Consider the following 20,288-nt stretch of genomic DNA (forward strand, 5'->3'; position numbering starts at 1 on the left):
GCCCTTCGTCCGGCCCCCTTCGGCGTCGCGCGGCGTCGTCCTCGCCCGGCCCGCCGGGACGGCGTACGATCACGGCGTCCCAGGACACGGCACGACCCGTCCACACCACCGCCACCGTGCACCCGCACCCGTCCGACAGGGCCTCCGCATGAAGCTGATCACCGCGATCGTCAAGCCGTTCAAGCTGGACGAGGTCAAGAGCGCGCTGCAGGCCGTGGGCGTGCACGGACTGACCGTCACCGAGGCCAGCGGGTACGGGCGGCAGCACGGGCACACGGAGGTCTACCGGGGTGCCGAGTACCGGATCGACCTGGTGCCCAAGGCCCGGATCGAGGTCGTGGTGGAGGACGAGGACGCCGAGCGGGTGATCGAGGAGATCGTCCGCGCCGCCCGCACCGGGAAGATCGGCGACGGCAAGGTCTGGTCGGTGCCGGTGGAGACCATCGTCCGCGTCCGCACCGGCGAGTACGGCCCGGACGCCGTGTAGCCCGTACGACCCCGGGGGGCCCTACGGCCGGTGTGCGCCGCGCAGGCCCGGGACCTGCTGCCAGGCCTCGTCGGCGGCGATCTGCTGCCACCGGGCCAGGTCGATCGGCGGGCTGGACCGGGTCCGGTGCGGGTTGAGGGACGGGTCCTCGGCGTCGTGCATCGTGCCGTTGTGCACGGCGAGTCCGACCCGGGTGCCGTCCGGGTACGGCGTCCAGATCCGGTAGGTGGTCCAGCCGGTGTCGGCGCTCGCCAGCACCTCGACGATCTGCGGGGCCGGACCGGGCCCGCCGGCGGTGGTGCAGCTGTAACCGGTGGCCCGGGCGGCGTCGGTACGGGTGCCGCAGGAGGGCGCAGTGGCGCCGGAGGCCGGGCCGTGCACCTCGACCGAGACGGTGGCGGCGCCCTTCCCGTCGTCGTACCTGGTCCAGAGCACCGCGTCGGCGGTCGGGTCGAGGGTGAGCTGGTCGCCGCCGGCCTCGGCGTCCAGCGTGGTGCCGGGGCCGATCAGCCGGGCCAGGGTGTCCTGCAGTGCGGCGCGTTGGCGCTGCCTCAGATCGTCCTGGCCGGAGGCGGCGAGGGAGGCGGCTGAGCCGTCGGTGGGGGAGCCGGCGGCGGTGGGCGCGGCGGGGCCGGCGCTGCGGCCGAGCGGGTCCGGCAGACCGGTCAGGGTGACGGCGGCGGCCAGCGTGAGGACGGCCGCGGCCGAGGCAGTGGTGGCCAGCCGGCGGCGCCGGCGTAGCACGCGGCCGCGCCGGGTGGCCTCGGCGAGCATCACGGCGACCGGCGGGTGCAGGTCCTGGACGCTGCCGGCGAGCAGTCTGCCGAGGTCGTGTTCGAGGTCCGGGTCGAAGTCCGGGTCGGGGGCCAAGACGGGCTCCTGGTCGGGTCGGGTCGGGTCGGGTCGGGTGCGGCGGGGGTGGCGGGACGGGACGCGCGGCGGGAGTTGTGGGCGGCGGGGTGCGGGTTCAGGGGCGGAACAGCAGCTCGCGGTCGTCCGCCAGGACCTCGCGGAGCCGGGCGAGCGAGCGGGTGGAGAGCCCCTTGACGGCCGCCGGAGTGGTGCCGAGCATCTCGGCCACCGCCTCGATCGGATGGTCCTCCAGGTACCGGAGCACCACCACCGCGCGGTTGCGCGGCGGCAGGGTTCGCAGTGCGGCGACGAGGGTGAGCCGCAGGTCGCTGCCGGCCGCGGGGTGGTCGTCCGGACCGGCCGGGGTGTCCGGCAGGTCGCCGACGGCGATCTCGCCGGAGCGGCGCAGCCGGCGGTGCGACAGGTAGCAGCGGAGCAGCACCTTGCGGGCGTAGGCGTCGAGCGCGGGCTCGTCGTCGCCGCGGCGCAGCCGGCCCCAGACCGAGTACATCTTGGCCAGGGTGGTCTGGACGAGGTCCTGGGCCTGGTGCCAGTCGCCGCACATCAGGTAGGCGACCTGGAAGAGCCGCCCGGCCCGATTGGCCGCGAACTCCTCGAAGTCGCCCGCCCTGTCCATGCCGCCCCCCGTGGTCGTCGCCGTTCGCCGTCCGTATCCACGCTTCGGCCGGAGGGAAAGTCGCACACGAGTTTCCGGAGCTGCAGAAACGTTGCTTCCAAGGCCTTGACGGGCCCCGGTGTCGACCCTAGGTTCAGCGCTGCAAGTTTCCCGCAAGTTTCAGCAAGCTTTCACGCGCGGTACCCCAGGCTGCCCCCACCCCAGCCCCCAGGAGACAACGTGGTCACCACCGCCCCCACCCGCCGGCCTGCCAGAGTGGCCGGCGCGCTGACCGCCTCCGCGGCGCTCGCGCTCTCGCTCACCGCGGCCCTCGGCGCCGCCCCCACCGCCCAGGCCGCCCCGCCGGCCAACGGAAAGGACGTCACGGCGACCCTCTTCGAGTGGCGTTTCGACTCCGTCGCCAAGGCCTGCACCGACACCCTCGGCCCCAAGGGCTACGGCTTCGTCGAGGTCTCGCCGCCCCAGGAGCACATCCAGGGCAGCCAGTGGTGGACCTCCTACCAGCCGGTGAGCTACAAGATAGCCGGGCGCCTCGGCGACCGGACGTCCTTCAAGAACATGATCGACACCTGCCACGCGGCCGGCGTCAAGGTGATCGCCGACTCGGTGGTCAACCACATGTCGGCCGGCTCCGGTACCGGGACCGGCGGCACCGTCTACAGCAAGTACAACTACCCCGGGTACTACCAGGACTGGGACTTCCACTCCTGCCGCACCGCGATCAGCAACTACGGCGACCGCGCCGACGTGCAGAACTGCGAGCTGGTCAACCTCTCCGACCTGGACACCGGCAGCGCCTACGTCCAGCAGACCATCGCGAATTACCTGGACGACCTGGCCTCGCTCGGCGTCGACGGCTACCGGATCGACGCGGCCAAGCACATCGCCGCCACCGACCTCGCCGGCATCAAGGCGAAGACGGCCGACCCGAACGCCTTCTGGGTGCAGGAGGTCATCTACGGCGCCGGCGAGCCGATCCAGCCCTCCGAGTACACCGGCACCGGCGACGTGGACGAGTTCCGCTCCGGTACCTGGCTGAAGAGCGCCTTCCAGGGCGGTCGGATCGCCGACCTCGCGTCCTGGGGCTCGGGGCTGCTGCCCACCGACAAGGCCCGGACCTTCGTCGACAACTGGGACACGGAGCGCAACGGCTCGACCCTGACCTACAAGGACGGCTCCGCCTACACGCTGGCCAACGTCTTCATGCTGGCCCACCCGTACGGCGCGCCCAACGTCTACTCCGGCTACGCCTTCACCGGCCACGACGACGGCCCGCCGAACGGGGGCACCGTCAACGCCTGCTACAGCGACGGCTGGAACTGCACCCACGCCTGGCGGCAGGTGGCCAACATGGTCGGCTTCCGCAACGCGGTGGCGGGCACCGGCATCACCGACTGGTGGTCCAACGGCAACAACGCGATCGCCTTCGGCCGCGGCGGCAAGGGCTTCGTGGCGATCAACCGCGAGTCCGGGCCGGTCACCGAGACCTTCCAGACCTCGCTGCCGGCCGGGTCGTACTGCGACGTCCAGCACGGCGACCCGACCGCGGGCGGCTGCACCGGCGCGTCCTACACGGTCGGTTCGGACGGGCGGTTCACCGCCACCGTCGGCGCGGGCGACGCGGTGGCCCTCCACGTCGGCGCGCCCGGCGGCTCCGGCACCCCGGTGACCGGCGGCGCCTCGTTCGCGGTCGACGCGACCACCGTGTTCGGGCAGAACATCTACGTGGTGGGCAACACCGCCGCGCTCGGCGGCTGGGACACCGGCAAGGCCCTGCTGCTCTCCTCGGCCTCGTACCCGGTCTGGAAGCTGGACGTCTCGATGGCCTCCGGCACCGCCTTCGAGTACAAGTACATCCGCAAGGACGCCTCGGGCGCGGTGACCTGGGAGTCCGGTGCCAACCGGACCGCGGCGGTGCCGGCCTCCGGCTCGGTGACGCTGAACGACACCTGGCGCAACTGACCCGTCCCCGGGACCGCGGGCCCGGCCTGCGGACCCGCCCCGGCTGACGGCCGCCCCTGTACACGATGGGGGCGGCCGTCAGCCTGTTGTGCCGGTGGTTCGCTCGGGCGAGTGGCTTCGCGGGGTTCAAACCCCCGGGTCGGGTGAAGGCTGCCAGCATCGCGGCATGAGCACCACCTCCGTCGTCCTCGACATCGAACTCTGCGGCGGCCGCTGGGACGGCCACCGCAAGCGCGTGAACGCCGCCGCCCCGCCGCCCTCCCTGCGGATGGTGCTGCGGGCCGAGCTCCCCGTCACCGAGGCGGGCGAGTACTGGCCGACCACCAGCGTCTACCTGCTCGACGTGGAGGGCGGCCGGCGGCGCTACCGCCACTCGCACGACGACTAGCACGCCGTGGGCCGGCACGGGCCCCGCGGCTCGGCCTCCGCGGCTCGGCCTCCGCGCCTCAGCCCCGGCCGATGTACGGCATGGCGGTGGCCATCACGGTGGCGAACTGCACGTTGGCCTCCAGCGGCAGCCCGGCCATGTGCCGGACCGTGCGGGCCACGTCGCCGACGTCCATGGTGGGCTCCACCGCGACCCGCCCGTCCGCCTGCCGTACGCCGACGCTCATCGCCGCCGTCATGTCGGTCGCCGCGTTGCCGATATCGATCTGCCCGCAGGCGATCCGGTACGGCCGGCCGTCCAGCGACAGCGACTTGGTGAGCCCGGTGACGGCGTGCTTGGTCGCGGTGTAGGCGATCGACTGCGGGCGCGGCACGTGTGCCGAGATCGAGCCGTTGTTGATGATCCGGCCGCCCCGCGGGGCCTGGGCCTTCATCTGCCGGAACGCGGCCCGGGCGCAGAGGAACGCCCCGGTCAGGTTGAGGTCGACCACGGCGCGCCACTCGGCGACGTCCAGCTCGTCCACCGGGGTCGGCGCGCCGAAGGTCCCGGCGTTGTTGAACAGCAGATCGACCCGGCCGAACCGCCCGGCGGCCGCGGCGAAGAGCCCGTCCACCGCCTCCGGGTCGGTGACGTCGGTCGGCACCGCGACCGCCCCGGCGTCCGGAGCGGCCGCCCGGCAACGGTCTGCGGTCTCGTTCAGCGGCTCCTCGCGCCGCCCGGCGAGCACCAGCCGCCAGCCGGCGGCGGCCAGCTCCACGGCCACGGCGCGGCCGACCCCGCTGCCGGCTCCGGTGACGACGGCGATCTGCTGGGGCATGGCGGTCCCTAAGAATGTGAGGCGGTCCGGGAGGACCGGGTGTGGCTGATGGCGGTTTGCCGTTCATGGCTTCTGAGGAATGGTCGCCCGGTCCTTCGGGACGCTCCGACCACTGATTGAGAACTGCGGTCCTCGGACGTGGTGCGACGGGCGAGCCGATCGTGCCCGATCCGGGGCGCCGCGTCACTGGTGCGAGGGCCCAAACCGTAGCGGCCACGGGACCGCTCCGGCTGTGCTCCCCGCCGTCCGGCGGGGGCAGGGGCCCGCCGACCGGCGGGCCGGGCCGGGTCCTTTACCGGATCGGGGACAAACATTGGATTGCCACTGGCGATGGCGCAACCGGGTTGACGCGCCTCACGTCATAAGATCGCAGGGCGGCGCGCCCCCGCGAGGGGCGGCGCGCCGGTCCCCCGGGCCGCGGACGACGTCGCGCCCCGGGCCATGTCCGGCCCCACCCGGGGGCCGCCGTCCGGCTCCCGAGGGGAGCGGGCGTGACACCGGTCGGAGAGTCCTCACCGTGCAGCCGCAGTCCACCCGAATCCGCGCCGTGCTGACCGGCGCCGCCGCCTTCACCCTGGCCGCCTCGCTGGCGGCCTGTGGCAGCACGGACGGCAGCGGGAAGGGGGACTCCGCCAAGGGCGGCGGCGCGGGCGCGGCCGGCGCTGCGGCCTCCGGCGCGCCGGAGGCGGGCGGCAGCAGCTCCGCCGCGGCGCCGACCGCCACTCCGACGCCGACCGCCCCGAGCAAGGTGCTGATGCCGACCGGTCCGGCCGCCCCGATGACCAAGGCCCGGGACACCGCCGCCGGTGCGATCATGGTGACCACGCTGAACGGGCTCAAGTCCGGCGTGTCCGGCAAGGTCTGGATCTGGCTGCCGCCCGAGTACAACGACCCGAAGTACGCGAAGACCGGCTTCCCCGTCCTCACCCTCTACGCGGGCGGCCAGAGCAACGGCTACAACACCTGGACCGACAACCAGCTGCCGATCCAGGAGGAGAACGTCGAGCTGGTCAAGGCGGGCAAGGCGCACCCGTTCATCATGATCATGCCGGTGCAGAACTTCACCGCCGATGAGAAGAACGCCCTCGACTGCGCCGACATCCCGGGCCAGCCCAAGATGGGCACCTGGATGGCCGAGGACATCCCGGACTTCGTCCGCGCCAACTTCCGCACGATCAAGGGCCGCGACGGCTGGGGTCTGATGGGCGCCTCCACCGGGGCGTTCTGCAGCGCGAAGCTCGCCCTCCAGCACCCGGACAAGTTCAAGGCCGCCGTCCCGATCGACGGCTACTTCAACCCGGACTCGGGGCTCTGGAAGGGCCACGAGACCGAGCGCCAGGCCAACAGCCCGGACGTGATGGTCGGCCAGGGCAAGGCCGACGTCAAGATGCTGGTCACCGCCGGCGGCGCCAACGCGTACGAGACCAGGCTGGTCAAGGCCTGGGTCGCCAAGGCCGCGCCGCCGCTCTCGCTCGAGTACTACGAGCAGCCCGGCGGCAAGCACCTCACCAGCGACTTCAAGAAGATGATCCCGGACACGCTGCAGTGGTTGTCCAAGAACCTGGCGGGTCCGCAGAGCGACTGACGCTCCACTGCTGTGCGGTGCCCCGGCGCCGCGTGCGACGCCCCGGTGGCCCGGCCCGTGCAGGGCCGGGCCACCGGGGCGTCGGTGTCCTCGCAGGGCTCCCGCGTCGTCCGACCGGCGTCCGGCGGAGTACAGCGGGACTCGGCGCCGCAGGGGCGGGCGCGGGGCTTCGCAACGCGCTGACCTGCGCGTCAATCGGACATTGATTCATGCCTGATCGACTGTGGCCACTGTGGTGGGACTGCAATCCGCCGCCGCGCAGTCGTCCGTGGCGATGCCGCCAGCCGTGCCAAGCCGTGAAGAGAGTGCCATGCCGAGCCACCTGCTGCCCGTAGCGTCCCCGTCCGTTCCCGCCCAGGGCGAGCCCTCGCGCGGCCGGGCCGCCGACGTGGAGCCGCAAGCCCTCCGGTTCGCCGGACTGCGCCTGGTGCACGCCGCGCTCCGCCGCGACCTGGCGCGGCTGCCCAACTCGCTGCGGCTGATCCAGCCGGGCGAGGACGAGAAGGGTGCGGCGCTGCTGCGGCACTGGCACTTCGTCACCGCGATGCTGACGTGCCACCACGAGCAGCAGGACACCCGGCTCTGGCCGCTCGTCCGCCGCTTCGCCCCGGAGCTGCGGCTGCTGCTCAACTGGCTGGAGGCGGACCACCACAACCTCGACCACTCGTTCACCCGGGTCACCACGCTGGTCCGGATCGCCAGCCGGGACGCCGGCAGCGCCTGGCCGGTCGCCTACGCCATGGAGGACCTCGCCGCACGGCTGGAGACCCACCTGCGGATCGAGGAGCGCCAGCTGCTGCCCCGGATGGAGCTGGTCTTCGCCGGCTCCTCCCGGCTCGGCGGACTGCCCGAGCTGCTGGACCTGCTGCGCGCCGCCGCCGGCCCCGGGACCGCCGACGCGCTCGCCTGGCTGCTGGACGGTGTCGAGCCGGCGGTGGTGGAGCAGCTGATCGCGGAGTGCGACGACGACGTGGCCCGCAACTGGCCGCACTGGCAGGCCACCTACCAGCGCTGCACCGCCCCGCTCTGGGGCCCCGCCGACGTCCGGGAGCAGCTCGCCGACTGACCGCCGGTGCTTTCGCGGGCCGTCGATCTACGCGCGTGGCATATGCCGGACGGCTATGCCGAGGTCCGGCAGGCCGGTGCCGCCCCGGCCGGCACCGCGGGCAGCTCGTGGCCGACCGACGGCAGCGTGACGTGAGGCCTGCGGAACAGGTCCACGCGCCGGGCGCCGGCGCCGCCACCGCGCGACCACCACGCCGAGATCCACGCCGAGATCCACCTCGGCCGCTGATCCGGGCGCCCGGTGGCCGGCGGGCGGCGCACCCGCTACTCCGGCAGGCGGTTGAGCCAGGTCAGCGGGGTGACGTGGATCGCCTTGTCCGGTGAACCGCTCCACTCCACCGGAAGGCCGACCGCCTCCAACGCCGTGACCACCTCGCGACCGATCCCCGTCGTCCGCTGCTCCGCCGACTCCTTCGGCTCGCCGGCGCCCCGGAAGCCGCCGTACCGGAGCATCAGCCCGCCGCCGGCGGCCGCGCTCTCGGTGTCCTGCTGGTGGAAGAAGACGAAGCCGCGCGAGCCCTCCTCGGCCTCGCCGCCGATCTCCGCGTAGCCGCAGCTCGCACAGCACGTGAAGTCCATGGCCGCCACGACGCCGCGCTCCTCCAACGCGTCGAAGGCCGCCGCCAGACGGTCCACGTCGGTGGTCGCGGGCCAGGACGCCTGCTCGGCCAGCCGCTCCCGCCAGAGCGGGCCGACCAAGGCCGCGGCGTCCTGCGCCGAGAGCCCCTCCTCCTCGAACTCTTCGGCCAGGGACTCGGCTATCTCGTCCGATTCCTGGAAGCCGCAGCGGATCAGCTCGCGGGCGCGCTCCTCGGCCTCGCGCCGCAGGTCGGAGGCGGGTTCGGGCGCGGGGGTCACGGTCTCCTGGTCCATGGCCGCATCCTCGCACCGGCCACCGACAGTCCCCTCGCCGGGGCCCGCGCCGTGTGCGGCCGGCGGCCTCAGCCCGAGGCGAGCCGGAACTCCAGGTTGCCGAACCGCACCTGGTCGCCGGGCCGGACCCGCACCCCGCCGGCGATCCGCAGGCCGTTCACGTGCGTTCCGTTGGTCGAGCCGAGGTCGTACAGCACCCAGTCGTCGCCTTCCCGCCGCAGCTCGGCGTGGTGGCGCGAGACCGATATGTCGTGCAGCCGCAGCCCCGAACCGGGGATCCGGCCTATCGTCAGCTGTCGCTCGTCGCCCTGGGGCAGGCTCAGCCCCGGCAGCCGTTCGAGCCGCCACGCGCCGCGCAACCGCACGCCGAAGGCCGAGACCTGACCGACCGTCCGCAGCACGAACCGCCCGATCGGGTTCCGGGCCGGCAGGTCCGCCAGCGCCGAGTCCAGTTCGGACCGGCTGTTGGCCTGCAGCACCAGCTCCATCCGCCCGAGGAAGGTGTCGTGCGACAGGCGGCCGCTGCCGGCGCCTTCCCGCAGCACGTCGAGCGCGTGGTCCCGCTCGGCCTCGGACGGCCGGACCACGTGTGTCCGGATTTCAGGAGAGCTCATGGCCCGATTGTCGGCGCAGCCGGCCCCGGCTGTCCAGAATCCCCCTCGGCCGTCGAGGACCCGTATCAGGACGGTTTCCCGGCCGCGGCCAGGATCTTGACGGTGGTGTGCAGGAAGCGGGCCGTGGCCGAGCCGCGGTAGGACCGGCCGAAGAGGTTCGCGGGGGCGTTCCAGCGGCCGTCCCGGAGGTGGACCACCACGTACGCGGTGCCGGCGTCGGCGCCGATCACCTCGTAGTCGCCCTTGGGCGAGGTGTACGGGACGGGGAAGTCCGCCGGCAGCGGCTCGGTGAGGAAGTTGACGACCAGCCGGACGTCCGGGGTCACCTCGATGCCCGCGAAGGGCTCGGCGGCGAGCACCGCCTCGACCTCCTCGACGGTGCGCAGCAGCACCGGCACCGGGAAGCCGAGCGCCTCCTCCAGGTGCCCCTCGATCCGGCGGGTGAGCGCGGCGCGGTCCGGCTCGTCGGTGGTGAAGAAGACGTTGCCGCTCTGGATGTACGAGCGGACGCCGTCGAGCCCGAGCTCGCCGAAGAGGGCCCGCAGCCGCTCCATCTTCACCGTCCGGCCGCCGACGTTGACGGCCCGGAGGAAGGCGATGTACGTGGTCGTGGTGGTCACCGGGCCAGTCTGCCACCGGCCTCCGACACGGCGTGCGCGCCGGACCGCGGCCGTCGGTGCCGGGTGCCAGACTGGCGCCATGGCTACCTGGCAGGACTTCGAGTACGAGGCTCCGGACCTGGCCCCCGCCGTACGGGCGCGCTTCGAGGCCAACAAGCACCACGTCCTGGCGACGCTGCGCAAGGACGGCTCGCCCCGGGTGAGCGGCATCGAGGTGGACTTCACCGGCGCCGATCTCACCTTCGGGTCCATGTACGGCGCGATGAAGGCGCGAGATCTCCGCCGGGACTCCCGTTTCGCGCTGCACGCCCACCCGGGGGACGAGACCCTGACGGGCGGCGACTCCAAGGTCTCCGGCCGGGCCGTGGAGATCACCGACGAGGTCGAGATCGCCGCCTGGGTGGCCGAGCTGCCGGAGCCGCCGCCGGGCCCGTTCCACGCCTTCCGGCTGGAGCTGGAGCAGGTGGTGCACACCACGGTGGAGGACGAGCACGTCTGGATCACGTCCTGGCGCCCGGGGCAGCCGGTGCAGCGCGTCCGGCGGGAGTGACCGCGGCGCGCGGGCCCCGGCCGCCCTGGCCGGGGCCGCGCCTTCGAACCCGTCCGGGCCCGTTCTTCCGAGGAGGGTGACTGCCCTACGGCAGTACGGAGCTGAGGGCCTCCGGGGTGCGGGCCACCACGGCGTGGCCGTCGTCGGCGGTGATGATCGGGCGCTGGATCAGGATCGGGTGCTCGGCCATCGCGGCGATCCAGCGCGCTCGGTCGCCCGGCTCGCGGGTCCACTGCTTCATGCCGAGGTCCTTGGCGGCCTGCTCGTCGAGCCTGGTGATGTCCCACGGCTCCAGGGCCAGCCGCTCCAGGACCTGCTCCAGCTCGGCGGCGGTCGGCGGGTCCTCCAGGTAGCGGCGCACGGTGTACTTGGCGCCGACGGACTCCAGCGCCCCCAGCGCCGTCCGGCACTTCCCGCAGCGCGGGTTGATCCAGATCTCCATGCCGTCAGCCTACCGACCGCCCCTGCCAGGTCGCCTTCCCGGCGCTGCTCGACCGCTTCCCGCGACTCGCTCCCGGCGGCGTGCCCACCCGGCGGGACCGTCCGGTCCTGCGCGGCTACGAGACCGTGCCGATCACCGTCCGCTGACCGGGACGCCGGGCCCGCCCGGGCCCGGGCGGGAGGCCGTGGCCGCGCCGCTGGGGGAGCATGGAGGGGCGGAGCGGTCACCCGGACCGTCCACCCGGGCCGGTCCACCCGGACCGTCCGCCCCCGTCGGCCGGCCAGGAGGTTCCCGCCGTGCCCGCAGCGCTTCGCCCGTCGCACCAGGTGGCCGCGGAACGGAGACCACCGCGCTGGGTGGCCTGGGTCCCGGTGCTGCTGGTGGTGCTCGACCTGGTTTTCGAAGCGGTCGTCCCGGGCGCCGTCGCGGCCGGCTTCCTGCTCATCGCGCTGCCCGTCGTGGTGGCCTTCAGCCACGGGCCGACGGCCACCGCGGCCGCCACCGTCGGCACCATCGCGCTCCAGCTGGTCCTTGCCGAGCGGGCCGGCCACCTGGGCGAGCAGCACCACGTCTGGGTCTACCTGTCCACCCTGCTGGCCGGGATCACCGGTACCGCCCTGTCCTGGCAGCGGATCCGGCAGGGCCGCACCCTGCGGCGCGCCCGCACGGTGGCCGAGACGCTCCAGCGCACGGTGCTGCGCCCCGTCCCCGAGCGGGCCGGGGGCCTGCGCGTCGCGGGTCTGTACCGCCCGGCCCAGGCCGAGGTCCTGATCGGCGGCGACCTCTACGAGGTCTGCGACACCCGCTTCGGCGCGCGGGTGCTGCTCGGCGACGTCCGCGGCAAGGGCCTCGGCGCCGTCCGGACGGTGGCGGACGTGCTCGGGGCCTTCCGGGCGACCGCCCACGACACCGCGGACCTGGTCGAGCTCGCCGAACAACTGGACCGCGCGGTGCTGCGCGACGCCGCGGGCTGGGGCGACGAGGAGCTCTTCGTGACGGCCGTCCTGCTCCAGTACCGGCCCGGCGAGGGCCGGGCCGAGCTGGTCAACCGGGGCCACGTCGCACCGCTGCTGCTCTCCGACCACACCATCGCCGAGGTGAGCTGCCCCTTCGAGTTGCCGCTCGGCCTCGGCGACCTCCGGGCGGGCGCCCCGCGCAGCGAGCCGGCCGCCGTCCCCCTCCCGCCCGGTCACACTCTGCTGCTCTTCACCGACGGCGTGAGCGAGGCCCGCGACGCCACCGGCGCCTTCTACCCGCTGGCCTCCCGCCTGGCCGGGCTGGGCACGACCGCGCCGGACCGGTTGGTCTCCTTCCTCGCCCGGGACGTCGACGCGTACGCGGGTCTGTTGGCCGACGACCTCGCCGTGCTGGCCCTCACTCCGGCGTAGGACCTCCCCGCTCCGTCGGGCCGGTCCGCGAACAGCCGCCTGCGCACGGGCGCCGTCCGGGGCGACGGGCGCCCTCCCGCCCGATGGGGGCCGAGGAGGGAGCCGGGGCTCGGCCCGTGCTGGTCCGGTCCTGGCCGGGTCGATCGGCCGGCGATCCGGGAAGGCGGTGGTCACGTTCCGGGCGGCGCCGAGATCTTCCGGAAAGCGACCTTCTGCGACCCGGTGCACTCCTAGAGTGATGTCCGTCCTCGCTTGACAGTCCCGACGGGAGGCGACTCGTGGCCACGGAGAATCCGGCGCGGAACAACGCCCCCCGAATGCCGGTTTCGCGGTCCAGGGTGTTTCGGCCTGCTGATCGGCGAATCGGCGCGGTGGGCTTCGGCTGTGCGGGATTGAGTCCCTGGATGTACACCCGCCCGAACCTCGACGACCACGCCTGGACGGCACTGCTGAACGCGGCGGTCGACCTGGGTGTCACACTCCTCGACACCGCCGGGGTATACGGCGAGGGCCACAACGAAAGGCTGATCGGGCGGGCCGTCACCCACCGGCGCCGCGAGGTCCTCATCGCCACCAAGGTCGGTTTGGTCGTCGACGACTTGGCCACCCTGGCATTGCGTCGCGACGGCAGGCCGGAACACCTGCGCCGGGTGGTGGAAGCGAGCCTGCGCCGTCTGCGCACCGAACACGTTGACCTGTGCTATTTGCACCGTATCGACCCGGCCGTACCTCTTGAGGAGAGCTGGGGCGCCTTGGCGGAGATGGTGGCAGAGGGGAAGATCGGCCATCTCGGCTTGTCGGACGTCCAGGTCCACGAGGCCCGTCGAGCGCATCGCACGCATCCTGTCGCCGCCGTTCAGTCCGAGTTCTCGCTCTGGTCCCGACAGCCCCTCGGCAACGGGAGGCACGGGGACGGCATCATCGGCTGGTGTGCCGAGAACGACGCGTTGTTCGTCCCCTTCTCGCCTCTCGGCCGCGGCTTCCTCACCGGCGACATCACCCCCGAGACGCGCTTTCCGCCCGGCGACCTACGCGCTCGCCACCCCCGCTTCACGCCAACGGCTCGCACCGACGACCGGCACATCATCGCCCTGCTGGGCGCGGTGGCCGAGCGGCGAGGCGCCACCCGGGCGCAGGTCGCACTCGCCTGGATCCTGGCCCAGGGCGGGCACATCGTCCCCATTCCCGGAACAACCCGCCTGGACCGCCTCCAGGAGAATGCCCTGGCCGCCGGTCTGGAGCTGACGGACCGAGACCTCGCCGACCTCGACGGTGCGACCCCGGCCACCGGCGGGTAGCTTGCCGACCGCGGCGAGGGACCCGGCGGTGAAGAACCCGGCGGCGAAGAAGACGCCGCAGCCCGCAGAACAGATCTCCTCGACCACACGCGAGCGTTTCCGCGGGTCAGCGAGGTGCTGACCCGCGGAACGACAGGTGCGGCGGGTCACCGGCGCCGATGGACGGGCACGACCAGGTAGTCCTGACCGGGGACGACGCCTCCAGGGTTCATCCGCATCCGGGGGACCGTGGTGCGGTGTACCGGGTGGTGCTCGACACGGCCCCCGATCAGCCGTTTCGGTCCGGGCGGCCGGAGCCTGCGGTGGGCCGGTCGCCCCAGCCGGCCCGGGCGATGAGGTCGTCCCAGTCCGGCACCGCGCTGTGCGGAAGGCGGTGGCGCAGGAGCTGGCCGGGGAAGCTCAGCGGGGAGGCCTTGGCGGGGTTGCCCATGGCCTGGGCGACGATCGCGTCGGCTATCGCGTAGCCGAGGTCGTCACGCGGGAAGGCGCCGTGCACCCGTTCGGCGAAGCCCTCGGGCAGGGCCTCCCTGCCCCGGCCCATGACGTCGAGGGCGATCCCGGCCTGGGCCAGGGCGACCTCCGGGGCCTTGCGGGCGGCGATCCCGTCGGAGGTGTGGAGGGCGACGGCGTCCCACACCACGGCCACCGTGGTCTCGTCGGCCCCGCGCTCGCGCAGGAAGGCGGCCGCGAGGTCCGCCCCGTCCACCTCGAACCGCTGGCCGCCGTTGCCCTGTTCGGTCAGGCCCAGGTCGTGCAGCACGCAGCCCAGGAAGAGCTGCTCGTCGTGGTAGTCCGCGCCGGCCCGCAGGCCGCGGTGGCGCCCGAGCTCCCGGGCGAACAGGTAGCCGCGCACGCTGTGCCGGAAGAGGTACGGCTCCTCCGCCTCTTCGGCGAGCCGCAGGGCGGCGACGGCCAGCTCGCTGCGCGGAAGATCGAACTCGCTGTACCAGTCGGGTGGTTGGATGCTCATGATCCGGCTCCTCGTTTCGGTGCGGAGGGTATGCACCGATCCTGCGTCCGACCCGGCGGGTCCCGTGAGTGGCGCGAATGCCTTACTGCGCTAAATTCTGGACATGCATGTCGTCGCGGTCCTGGCGCTGGACGGTGTCCTGCCGTTCGAACTGTCCCTGCCCGGTCAGGTCTTCGGCTCCGCGGGCCGGGCGGCCGGCCAGCCGCACTACGAGGTGCTCGTGTGCGCTCCGGGGCGAACCGTCACCACCCCGTCCGAGTACGGGGCCCTCCGGCTGACGGTCCCGCACGGTCTGGAGGCGCTGTCCGAGGCGGACACCGTGATCGTTCCCGGCCACTCGGGGTTCCTCGATCCCGTGCCCGCCCCGGTGGGCGAGGCGCTGCGGACGGCGGCCGACCGCGGGGCCCGCATCGCCTCGCTGTGCATCGGAGCGTTCACCCTCGCCGCCGCCGGCCTGCTCGACGGCTGGCGGGCCACCACCCACTGGCAGTACGCCGACGAGCTCGCGCGCCGCCATCCCCGCGTCGAGGTGGACCGCGACGCGCTGTTCATCGACCAGGGCCGGCGGGCGACCTCCGCAGGCATCGCCGCCGGGCTCGACCTGTGCCTCCACCTCGTCCGCCGGGACCTCGGCTCCGCGGTCGCCGCCGCCACCGCCCGCCGCATCGTCATGCCCCTCCAGCGCGACGGCGGTCAGACCCAGTTCATCGAGCACCCGGCGCCGGAGGACCGCACCACCTCGCTGCGGCCCACTCTCACCTGGATGGAGCGCAACCTCCACCAGCCGCTCACCCTGGCGGAGATCGCGGGACACGCCGCCCTGAGCATCCGCAGCCTCAACCGCCGCTTCCGCGCCCAGACCGGCACCACGCCGCTGCAGTGGCTGCTCCGCGCCCGCGTCGACCTGGCCCGCGAACTGCTCGAGACCAGCGGGTTGTCCGTCGGGCAGATCGCCGATCGCACCGGCCTCGGAACCCCCGCGACGCTCCGGCACCACTTCCACCGCTTCGTCGGCACGACCCCGCAGAGCTACCGTCGGACCTTCCACCCGTCGGCGTAGGAGCGACGGCGCGGCACGCGACGAGGTCGGCGCCTCCCGCCGCCCCGGACCGGGACCGGGGCCCAGCGGGTCAGTCGGCGAGGGCCGTAGGGCCCTCGCACCGTCGGCGGGTGCTGGGCACAGTGGAGCGGACGGGGTCCGCAGGTGGGCGGGACCGCCGATGACGAGGAGGTCCGGTGGGTGCGGCGGACGAGCGCGGCCGTGAGCAGGGGCTGGGTGTGTCGGCGCTGGTGTCGATCGGCATCGGCGGCATGGTCGGCGGCGGGATCTTCTCCGTCCTCGGGCTCACCGTGCAGGTGGCCGGGGCGGGCGCCTACGTGTCGTTCCTGGTCGGCGGGACCGTGGCGGCCCTGACCGGGGTCTCCTACGCACTGCTGTCCGTGCGCCTGCCCAGCCGCGGGGGCACGGCCGCGTTCCTGGACCGGGCCTTCGGCACCCGCGTCGCCGGGCCGCTGAACCTGCTGCTGTGGCTCAGCTACTTCGTCATGCTCGGCCTCTACGCCGTCGCGTTCGGTACGTACCTGGCCGCGCTGCTGGGCCTGCCCGGCGGCTGGCACCGACCGCTGGCGAGCATCGTGGTGGTCGCCTTCGCCGGCCTCAACCTGGCCGGCGCCCGGGTGGTCGGCCGGGCCGAGTCCGTGCTGGTCTACTTCAAACTGGCCGTGTTGCTGGTGTTCTGCCTCGGTGGGCTGGTGTTCGTCGACCCCGCCAGGGTCTCTCCGGCGGCGTACCCGCACGGCGGCGCGATCGTCTACGCCGGGTGCCTGATCTTCCTCGGCTACGAAGGCTTCGAGCTCATCGCCAACGCCGCCGAGGACGCCGCGGACCCCGCACGGACCCTGCCGCGCGCGTACCTGATCTCCATCGGGAGCGTCATCGCGCTGTACGTGCTGGTGGCCTTCGTCGCGGTCGGCAACCTCACCGCGCAGCAGATCGCCCAGGACCGGGACTACGCCCTCGCGGTCGCGGCCCGGCCGCTGCTGGGACAGGCGGGGTTCTCGCTCATCGCGATCGCCGCGGTCGTCTCCACCGCGAGCGCCATCAACGCCACCCTGTACGGCACCGCCAAGTTCACCTACCTCATGGCCCGTCACGGTGAGCTCCCCGAACACCTGGCCGAGCCGGTGTGGAACCGCCCGATCGGCGGACTCATCGCCACCACGCTCGGCACCCTCGTGGTCGTCAACCTGGTCGACATCCAGGGCATCAGCCTCATGGGGTCGGCCGGCTTCCTGATCGTCTTCGCCGCAGTGAACCTCGCCGCCGCCAAGCTCCCCGGGCTCCGCCCGGCCGCGCGAGCCGCGTCACGCTGCGGCGTGGTGGCCTGCGCGGGTTGCCTGGCCGCTCTCCTCTCCTACGCCGCCGCCAACATCCCGAAGCAGCTCGCGGTCCTCTTCGGCATGCTCGCCACCGCGGTCATCGCCGAGGCCGTCATCCGTTCACGCGGCCGCACCCTGCCGCGGACCGCCTCCCACCGCGTCCCGGACCGGCCCGGGCGTCCCTGAAGCCCGGGACGCCCGGGAGCAGCGGGCCGTGGACCCCGACGGAGCGGGCGGCGCCCCACCGATGAGCGGGCCGAAGGCCCCAGGACTACTGACACCGGCCGGGCGACGGGCGTCAGGCGCGCTCCCGCGTGCGCGTCGACGGGCCCGTCCGCCGGGCGATCGGGCCGCTCACCATGGCGCGTGAGGCGACACGCCCGGTGGCCGACAGGGGGGATCCAGCCCCTCCCGCAGGTGTTGTCATATCCTGGAAATACCCCCTAGGGTATTTTGGAGTGAGTCGGTCGTGGTTCGAGAGGTAGCCCTCGCGGCATTCGCCGCAGACCGGGAGGCGTCGCCGCCCGGTCGCTCTCCGGCCGCGACCTGCCCGTCCGAACCGCCCGACTCGACACCACGAACGGAGCACCGCATGGAATACGGCATTCCCGTCACCCTCGATCTGCCCTTCGCCGACGCCGTGGAGCGCGTGCGAGCAGCACTCGCAGAGCAGGGCTTCGGCATCCTCACCGAGATCGACGTCCGGGGCACCCTGCAGGCCAAGCTCGGCGAGGAGATCGAGGACTACGTGATCCTCGGTGCCTGCAGGCCGCTGCTCGCCCACCGCGCCCTCCAGGTCGACCGCCGCGTAGGGCTGCTGCTGCCGTGCAACGTCGTGGTCCGTGCGGTCGGCGAGCGCACCGTGGTGGAGGCGATGGATCCGCAGCTCATGGTGCGGGTCGCGGAGCAACCCGCGCTGGAGGCCGTCGCCGACGAGGCGGCCACCCGCCTGCGCGCCGCGCTGGACGCCCTCGCGGACTGACCGGCGCCCTCCGGGCCCGCCGCGGCGGGCCCTTTTCTCCGCCCTTCCATATACCCCCTCCCGTATTTTGCGCCCTGTCGGGCCACCCAGGAACGGAGCATCCCGTGAACCACCCGGACACCGCCGCCGCCCGGCCCTCCACCGCGCCTCCCGCGCAACCACCCGGCCCGCCGGGCCTGCTGGGCCGGCTCGGGGCCTGGTCGGTGCGGCACTTCAGGGCCGTCCTGGCCGGATGGCTGCTGGTCGTGATCGGCCTCGGGGCGTTCGCCCCCCAGGTCACCACCGCACTGTCCGGCGCGGGGTGGCAGGCCAACGGTTCCGAGTCCGTGAAGGTCAGGCAGGTCGCCGAGCAGCACTTCGCGGGCAACGCCTCGACCGCGCTGCAGATCGTGATCGCCGCCGACCAGCCGGTGAGCGAGCCCGCCGTCCAGCAGGTGATCGCCAAGGCCGGCGAGCTCGCTGCGGCCGACCCGCGGATCTCCACCGTCGTGGCGCCCCAGCCCGGCGCGACGATCAGCCAGGACGGCCGCACCGCGATCCTGCTGGCCGGCGCCAAGGCGTCCCCGGACGACATGGTCCGCGCCGCCGACGACCTGAAGGGGCCGCTCAACTCCCTCTCCAAGGAAGGGATCAGCGTCCACGCCACCGGCGCGTCCGTGCTGTGGAGCGACTTCAACACCGCCAACCACGACGCCATGATGAAGTCCGAGATCATGTCCTGGCCGGTCACCCTGGCCATCCTGGTCCTCGCCTTCGGCTCGCTGGTCGCCGCCGGGCTGCCACTGCTGCTCACCATGGCCGGCCTGGCCGCCTCCGCCGGATCGCTGGTGCTGATCAGCCACCTCTTCCCGGTCTCCATCTGGGCGATGAACTTCGCCATGATGTTCGCCCTCGCCCTCGGCATCGACTACGCCCTCTTCCTCGTCGTCCGCTTCCGCAGCGCCCGCATGGGCCGCTCCCTCACCAGCGCCGGCGCGGTCGCCGAGACCATGGACACCGCGGGCAAGGCCGTCCTGCTCTCCGGAGCGACCGTGCTGGTCAGCCTGTCCGCCGTCATGCTCGTCCCCTCCCCGGCGTTCCGGTCCATGGCCGGCGGCATCATGCTCGCGGTCCTGTTCGTCCTCGCCGCCACCCTCACCCTGCTGCCCGCCGTCCTCGGCAAGCTCGGCCACCGCGTCGACGCCCTCGCCCTGCCCTGGGTCAAGACCGGCGAGCACCGTTCCCCGCGCTTCGGCGCCTGGGGCGAGCGCCTGTGGAAGCACCCCTTCCGCTACGGCGCCCTCGCGCTGGCCGCCCTGATCGCCCTCGCCGCACCGGTCGTCGGCCTGCGCACCGCGATGCCGTCCATCACGGTCATCCCCGCCCACGACAGCGCCCGCGCCGGCTACACCGCCGTCCAGCAGGCGTTCGGCCCCGGCGCACCCGGCACCCTGCAGATCGTCACCCCCGCCGACCAGGCTGCCTCGGTCGGCGCCCAGATCACCCGCACCCCCGGTATCGCCGGCGTCATGCCCGCCCAGAGCGCGGCCGACGGCTCCGGCTGGTCGATGATCCAGGCCGTGCCCTCCGTCGACCCGTCGAGCCCGCAGCTCGGCTCCACCGTGGACGCACTGCGGGCCGAACTTCCGCACGACACCCTGGTGGGCGGCGCGGCGGTGGAGAACCTCGACCTGCAGCACCTGCTCACCGAGAAGACCCCGCTGGTCATCGGCGTGGTGATGGCACTCGGCTTCCTGCTGCTGCTGGTCGCCCTTCGTGCGCCGCTGATCTCCGCGCTGGGCACCGCCGCCAGTCTGCTGTCCACCGGTGCCGCGTTCGGTGTCGCCCGGCTGGTCTTCCAGGACGGCCACGGCGCGGGGCTTCTCGGCTTCAAGTCGCAAGGGTTCCTGGACGGCTGGGCGCCGGTGTTCTTCTTCGCGATGATCTTCGCGATCGCGATGGACTACACCGTCTTCCTGCTCGCCTCGGCCAAGGAGCACTACGAACGCAGCGGCGACCCGAAGGAGGCGATGGTCGGCGCGCTGGCCCACTCCGGGCGGGTGGTCTTCGCTGCGGCCGGGGTGATGGTCGCAGTGTTCTTCACCTTCGCCCTGTCCGGGCCACTGCCGCCCAAGGAGATGGGAATCGTCCTCGGCGTCGCCGTGCTCCTCGACGCGGCCTTGGTCCGGCTGGTCCTGCTGCCGGTGATCCTGCGGCTGACCGGCCGCGCCGCCTGGCACACCCCGGCCTGGCTCGACCGGGTCCTGCCGAAGATCTCCTTCTCACACGGCTGACCCGTCCCGCTCGCCGGTGGCCGGGCGCAGTTCGGCGCTCGCGCCACCGGCGCTCGTTCGTGGTGCCGACGGCGCGGGCCCGCCCGTGCCGTCGGCGCGCGGCCTC

20 protein-coding genes are annotated in these 20,288 nt (G+C 73.3%); 12 read left to right on the forward strand and 8 right to left on the reverse strand.

Annotated features, from left to right (window positions below; translation table 11 throughout):
* Positions 1-148 precede the first annotated feature (148 nt).
* Complete coding sequence (locus ACF9IK_RS25575) at positions 149-487, forward strand: P-II family nitrogen regulator (protein ID WP_395296437.1); 339 nt, start codon at positions 149-151, stop codon at positions 485-487.
* Between the two features lie 21 nt (positions 488-508).
* Here ACF9IK_RS25575 and ACF9IK_RS25580 read toward each other — a convergent pair whose 3' ends face one another.
* Together ACF9IK_RS25580 and ACF9IK_RS25585 are read right to left on the reverse strand one after the other, a co-directional pair.
* Positions 509-1,357, reverse strand: a complete 849-nt coding sequence (locus ACF9IK_RS25580; RefSeq protein ID WP_395296438.1) for a hypothetical protein — start codon at positions 1,355-1,357, stop codon at positions 509-511.
* A gap of 97 nt (positions 1,358-1,454) precedes the next feature.
* Complete coding sequence (locus ACF9IK_RS25585) at positions 1,455-1,976, reverse strand: SigE family RNA polymerase sigma factor (protein WP_395296439.1); 522 nt, start codon at positions 1,974-1,976, stop codon at positions 1,455-1,457.
* 219 nt (positions 1,977-2,195) lie between these two features.
* On the opposite strand from ACF9IK_RS25585, the gene ACF9IK_RS25590 reads away from it, so the two are divergent.
* Both ACF9IK_RS25590 and ACF9IK_RS25595 read left to right on the forward strand, forming a co-directional pair.
* Positions 2,196-3,938, forward strand: coding sequence for a carbohydrate-binding module family 20 domain-containing protein (locus tag ACF9IK_RS25590; protein WP_395296440.1), 1,743 nt, complete (start codon positions 2,196-2,198; stop codon positions 3,936-3,938).
* Positions 3,939-4,104: 166 nt separating this feature from the next.
* A complete protein-coding gene (locus ACF9IK_RS25595) occupies positions 4,105-4,326 on the forward strand; it encodes a hypothetical protein (RefSeq protein ID WP_395296441.1) in 222 nt (73 codons plus the stop codon).
* 58 nt (positions 4,327-4,384) lie between these two features.
* On the opposite strand, the gene ACF9IK_RS25600 is transcribed toward ACF9IK_RS25595, so the two are convergent.
* Positions 4,385-5,143 carry an SDR family oxidoreductase gene (locus ACF9IK_RS25600; RefSeq protein WP_395296442.1) on the reverse strand — a complete coding sequence of 253 codons (759 nt, stop codon included), beginning with the start codon at positions 5,141-5,143 and terminating at the stop codon, positions 4,385-4,387.
* 517 nt (positions 5,144-5,660) lie between these two features.
* On the opposite strand from ACF9IK_RS25600, the gene ACF9IK_RS25605 reads away from it, so the two are divergent.
* Together ACF9IK_RS25605 and ACF9IK_RS25610 are read left to right on the forward strand one after the other, a co-directional pair.
* A complete protein-coding gene (locus tag ACF9IK_RS25605) occupies positions 5,661-6,728 on the forward strand; it encodes an alpha/beta hydrolase (RefSeq protein ID WP_395296443.1) in 1,068 nt (355 codons plus the stop codon).
* Positions 6,729-7,038: 310 nt separating this feature from the next.
* Positions 7,039-7,794 (forward strand): hemerythrin domain-containing protein, encoded by a 756-nt coding sequence (locus tag ACF9IK_RS25610; protein ID WP_395296444.1) that lies wholly within the window; start codon positions 7,039-7,041, stop codon positions 7,792-7,794.
* A 263-nt stretch (positions 7,795-8,057) separates the two neighbouring features.
* On the opposite strand, the gene ACF9IK_RS25615 is transcribed toward ACF9IK_RS25610, so the two are convergent.
* From ACF9IK_RS25615 to ACF9IK_RS25625, 3 genes are all read right to left on the reverse strand, one after another.
* Positions 8,058-8,666, reverse strand: a complete 609-nt coding sequence (locus ACF9IK_RS25615) for a DUF6891 domain-containing protein (RefSeq protein WP_395296445.1) — start codon at positions 8,664-8,666, stop codon at positions 8,058-8,060.
* 68 nt (positions 8,667-8,734) lie between these two features.
* Positions 8,735-9,280 (reverse strand): FHA domain-containing protein, encoded by a 546-nt coding sequence (locus tag ACF9IK_RS25620; RefSeq protein WP_395296446.1) that lies wholly within the window; start codon positions 9,278-9,280, stop codon positions 8,735-8,737.
* Positions 9,281-9,345: 65 nt separating this feature from the next.
* A complete protein-coding gene (locus tag ACF9IK_RS25625) occupies positions 9,346-9,900 on the reverse strand; it encodes a DUF1697 domain-containing protein (protein WP_395296447.1) in 555 nt (184 codons plus the stop codon).
* A gap of 79 nt (positions 9,901-9,979) precedes the next feature.
* Between ACF9IK_RS25625 and ACF9IK_RS25630 the strand changes: the two genes are divergently transcribed.
* Entirely contained in the window at positions 9,980-10,450 is a 471-nt protein-coding gene (locus ACF9IK_RS25630; RefSeq protein ID WP_395296448.1) for a pyridoxamine 5'-phosphate oxidase family protein, read from the forward strand.
* Between the two features lie 85 nt (positions 10,451-10,535).
* On the opposite strand, the gene ACF9IK_RS25635 is transcribed toward ACF9IK_RS25630, so the two are convergent.
* On the reverse strand, positions 10,536-10,892 hold the full coding sequence (locus ACF9IK_RS25635) for an arsenate reductase family protein (RefSeq protein WP_395296449.1): 357 nt from the start codon (positions 10,890-10,892) through the stop codon (positions 10,536-10,538).
* 296 nt (positions 10,893-11,188) lie between these two features.
* Here ACF9IK_RS25635 and ACF9IK_RS25640 point away from each other — a divergent pair, with 296 nt between their 5' ends.
* Together ACF9IK_RS25640 and ACF9IK_RS25645 are read left to right on the forward strand one after the other, a co-directional pair.
* Positions 11,189-12,280 carry a PP2C family protein-serine/threonine phosphatase gene (locus ACF9IK_RS25640; RefSeq protein WP_395296450.1) on the forward strand — a complete coding sequence of 364 codons (1,092 nt, stop codon included), beginning with the start codon at positions 11,189-11,191 and terminating at the stop codon, positions 12,278-12,280.
* Positions 12,281-12,597: 317 nt separating this feature from the next.
* Positions 12,598-13,578: an aldo/keto reductase gene (locus ACF9IK_RS25645; protein WP_395298678.1), complete on the forward strand. Its 981-nt coding sequence runs from the start codon at positions 12,598-12,600 to the stop codon at positions 13,576-13,578.
* A gap of 268 nt (positions 13,579-13,846) precedes the next feature.
* Here ACF9IK_RS25645 and ACF9IK_RS25650 read toward each other — a convergent pair whose 3' ends face one another.
* Complete coding sequence (locus ACF9IK_RS25650; protein WP_395296451.1) at positions 13,847-14,548, reverse strand: HD domain-containing protein; 702 nt, start codon at positions 14,546-14,548, stop codon at positions 13,847-13,849.
* Between the two features lie 103 nt (positions 14,549-14,651).
* Between ACF9IK_RS25650 and ACF9IK_RS25655 the strand changes: the two genes are divergently transcribed.
* From ACF9IK_RS25655 to ACF9IK_RS25670, 4 genes are all read left to right on the forward strand, one after another.
* Complete coding sequence (locus tag ACF9IK_RS25655) at positions 14,652-15,608, forward strand: GlxA family transcriptional regulator (RefSeq protein WP_395296452.1); 957 nt, start codon at positions 14,652-14,654, stop codon at positions 15,606-15,608.
* A 176-nt stretch (positions 15,609-15,784) separates the two neighbouring features.
* Entirely contained in the window at positions 15,785-17,113 is a 1,329-nt protein-coding gene (locus ACF9IK_RS25660) for an APC family permease (protein ID WP_395296453.1), read from the forward strand.
* Positions 17,114-17,519: 406 nt separating this feature from the next.
* On the forward strand, positions 17,520-17,909 hold the full coding sequence (locus tag ACF9IK_RS25665; protein ID WP_395296454.1) for a DUF302 domain-containing protein: 390 nt from the start codon (positions 17,520-17,522) through the stop codon (positions 17,907-17,909).
* 104 nt (positions 17,910-18,013) lie between these two features.
* Complete coding sequence (locus ACF9IK_RS25670; RefSeq protein ID WP_395296455.1) at positions 18,014-20,182, forward strand: MMPL family transporter; 2,169 nt, start codon at positions 18,014-18,016, stop codon at positions 20,180-20,182.
* Positions 20,183-20,288: the final 106 nt, after the last annotated feature.

This window comes from Kitasatospora hibisci, from assembly GCF_043950205.1.
In the GTDB taxonomy this organism is placed as follows: domain Bacteria; phylum Actinomycetota; class Actinomycetes; order Streptomycetales; family Streptomycetaceae; genus Kitasatospora; species Kitasatospora hibisci.